A 2,319-nucleotide genomic window follows, 5' to 3' on the forward strand; every position below is an offset into this window, starting at 1 on the left:
TCATTAAAAACCAGAGTGACTGATCAGGGAGGTTTGTCAGCCGAATCGGGTATTGTAAATATTACAGTAAATTCATCCGGACCGGCAAATCAACCACCGGTAACCAGTATCGTAACTCCTATGCAAAATCAGTCATTTGATGAAGGGGATGCAATTCTTATCCAAGCGTATGTAGCGGATCCTGAGAATCAAATAGCACGAGTGGAGTTCTTTAGTGGAAATACATTGATCGGATCTGTCACTTCTGCTCCATATGAGATAAATTGGAATAATGCCCCTGTAGGAAGCCATGCATTAAAAACTAGGGTAACAGATCAAGGAGGTTTATCTGCTGAATCTGGTTTAGTTAATATTAACGTGAATTCTACAGCCCAAACGAATCTACCTCCTTTTATAAGTATTGTTACTCCAACGAATAATCAATCTTTCGCACAAGGTTCAGATATTCTAATTCAGTCATATGTATCTGATCCCGAAAATCAAATAGCATTGGTGGAGTTCTTTAGTGGTAATACTGTAATAGGTTCAGTTACTTCAGCACCATATCAATTATTGGTTACTAATGTGCCTTCTGGAAATTATGTGCTAAAAACGAGAGTTACTGACCAAGGTGGATTGACAGCAGAATCTTCTTTAGTTAATGTAACTGTATTTAATGGGTCTGCATTTAGAACTAATAACATGGAGATAGTTAGCCCAACTAAAGATCAAGAATTCAATTCTTCTGAAAATATTACTGTAGAAATAGGGGATGAGTCTTCTTATTCGAAATATGACAGTCTCCAAGTTTATGTCAGGGGAATGAAAGTAGGTGTCACAAAAGAACTTAGTTATGACCTGCCTTTGACTAGTGTTATAGAAGGTGATAATGTGATATCTGTTAAAGCGTTCCAGTATGGAGCTGAATTGTCTTCTGATTGGGTAAATATCAAAGTCTTGAAAGATCAAGCTGACTCTCAGAACAGATCTTTTGGTAATTTTGAAGAAGAGGCATACACATTTGACATTGGACCAAATCCCACATCCGATATTTTGAATATTTATCTAGGAAAAATGTACCAAGAAGAAGAAGTAGAAATACATATTTATAATGTGAATGGTACTACTTTAGACGTTCTTCAAACAAATACAAATGTTGGAAAAGTGACAATCAACGTGAGTTCATATAGTCAAGGAGTTTACTTTATCAGGATTCTCGGTAAAGTATTCACATACGATACTAAGAGGTTCATTAAGCAATAAATAATTCAGAACCTCGACCAATAAACTCGTGAACATTCTTCACGGGTTTTTTTATTTGATTGAGGCTGGTGAAAGTGATAATCGTTTAAATATTCAATTAGTAATTCTAACTACTCATGAATCTTTTATGTGATCCAATTCCGATAATTAATCCTATAGCTAAAAAAGTTTTTGAATTGACATTAGAGAATTCTTTTAGAAGTGATTAGAAATTGATGTTAAATGGTCTCATTTCAAATCACGAAAAATTTAAGTGGCATGATCTAACCTTTATCCTTAGAAAATAATTTGGAAAGAAAAGTAGACATTAGAACCAAAATCCTCAATGAATTATGGTTTTCTAATAATTTGACAATTCAGGTAAGACGTAGGCAAGGAGTTTAAAATATAGATTCATTATTTTTTTAAAGCACTTGAATGATTTGATAGGATTGATCGAAAATAGTTGATTATGGTAAGGTTGAATATGATACCTTATTCTGGTAATCTTCTCATTTAATCTAATTTATTCATATAAATGAAAAGAGCTCAGTAATATACCGAGCTCTTTTATTGATTTAATCTATCTTTTTATTTTTCACTATTTCCTTTCACCGTCATTTTGATCCATTCTAGCTTTGGAATTTATTTGACAACGATCAAACGCTGAAGTTGCGATACTCCTTCTTCTGTTGTGGTCGTTAAGAAGTAGACTCCTGCGGCAAGGTTGCTTACCGATATGGTATACTTGTTTCCATTTTCCACCATTTCTGGAAGATAGCTCTGAACCAATCTACCCCTGACATCAAACACTGAAATCTCTCCGAGTTTCTCCTCTGGGTCATTAGATTGGAGATTGACTAGGTCTCTGGCCGGGTTTGGATACATCCTGACAGTGGAGTTGCCAAATCCTGAATCGGTATTGAATCCGGCTTCATTGGACTTGTTCACCTGTATGGTGATGATCTCCTCACTTACCAGTTCTCTTCCGTCCCTTACCGTGACTTTAACTTCATGTGATCCAGGGTTGACGAACAGATGGCTTGGATTTTTCTCGGTGGAAACCGATCTATCCCCAAATTCATAATTATAGCTCAG

2 protein-coding genes are annotated in these 2,319 nt (G+C 35.5%); one reads left to right on the forward strand and one right to left on the reverse strand.

The window, feature by feature from the left end:
• A partial coding sequence (locus AAGF08_RS20305; protein ID WP_343513280.1) for an Ig-like domain-containing protein occupies window positions 1-1,242 on the forward strand: 1,242 nt, incomplete at its 5' end.
• Between the two features lie 624 nt (window positions 1,243-1,866).
• Here the strand turns inward: AAGF08_RS20305 and AAGF08_RS20310 are convergent.
• The coding region (locus tag AAGF08_RS20310) for a T9SS type A sorting domain-containing protein (RefSeq protein ID WP_343513281.1) at window positions 1,867-2,319 on the reverse strand (453 nt) is incomplete at its 5' end.

This window comes from Algoriphagus sp. SE2 (assembly GCF_039563885.1).
In the GTDB taxonomy this organism is placed as follows: Bacteria; Bacteroidota; Bacteroidia; order Cytophagales; family Cyclobacteriaceae; genus Algoriphagus.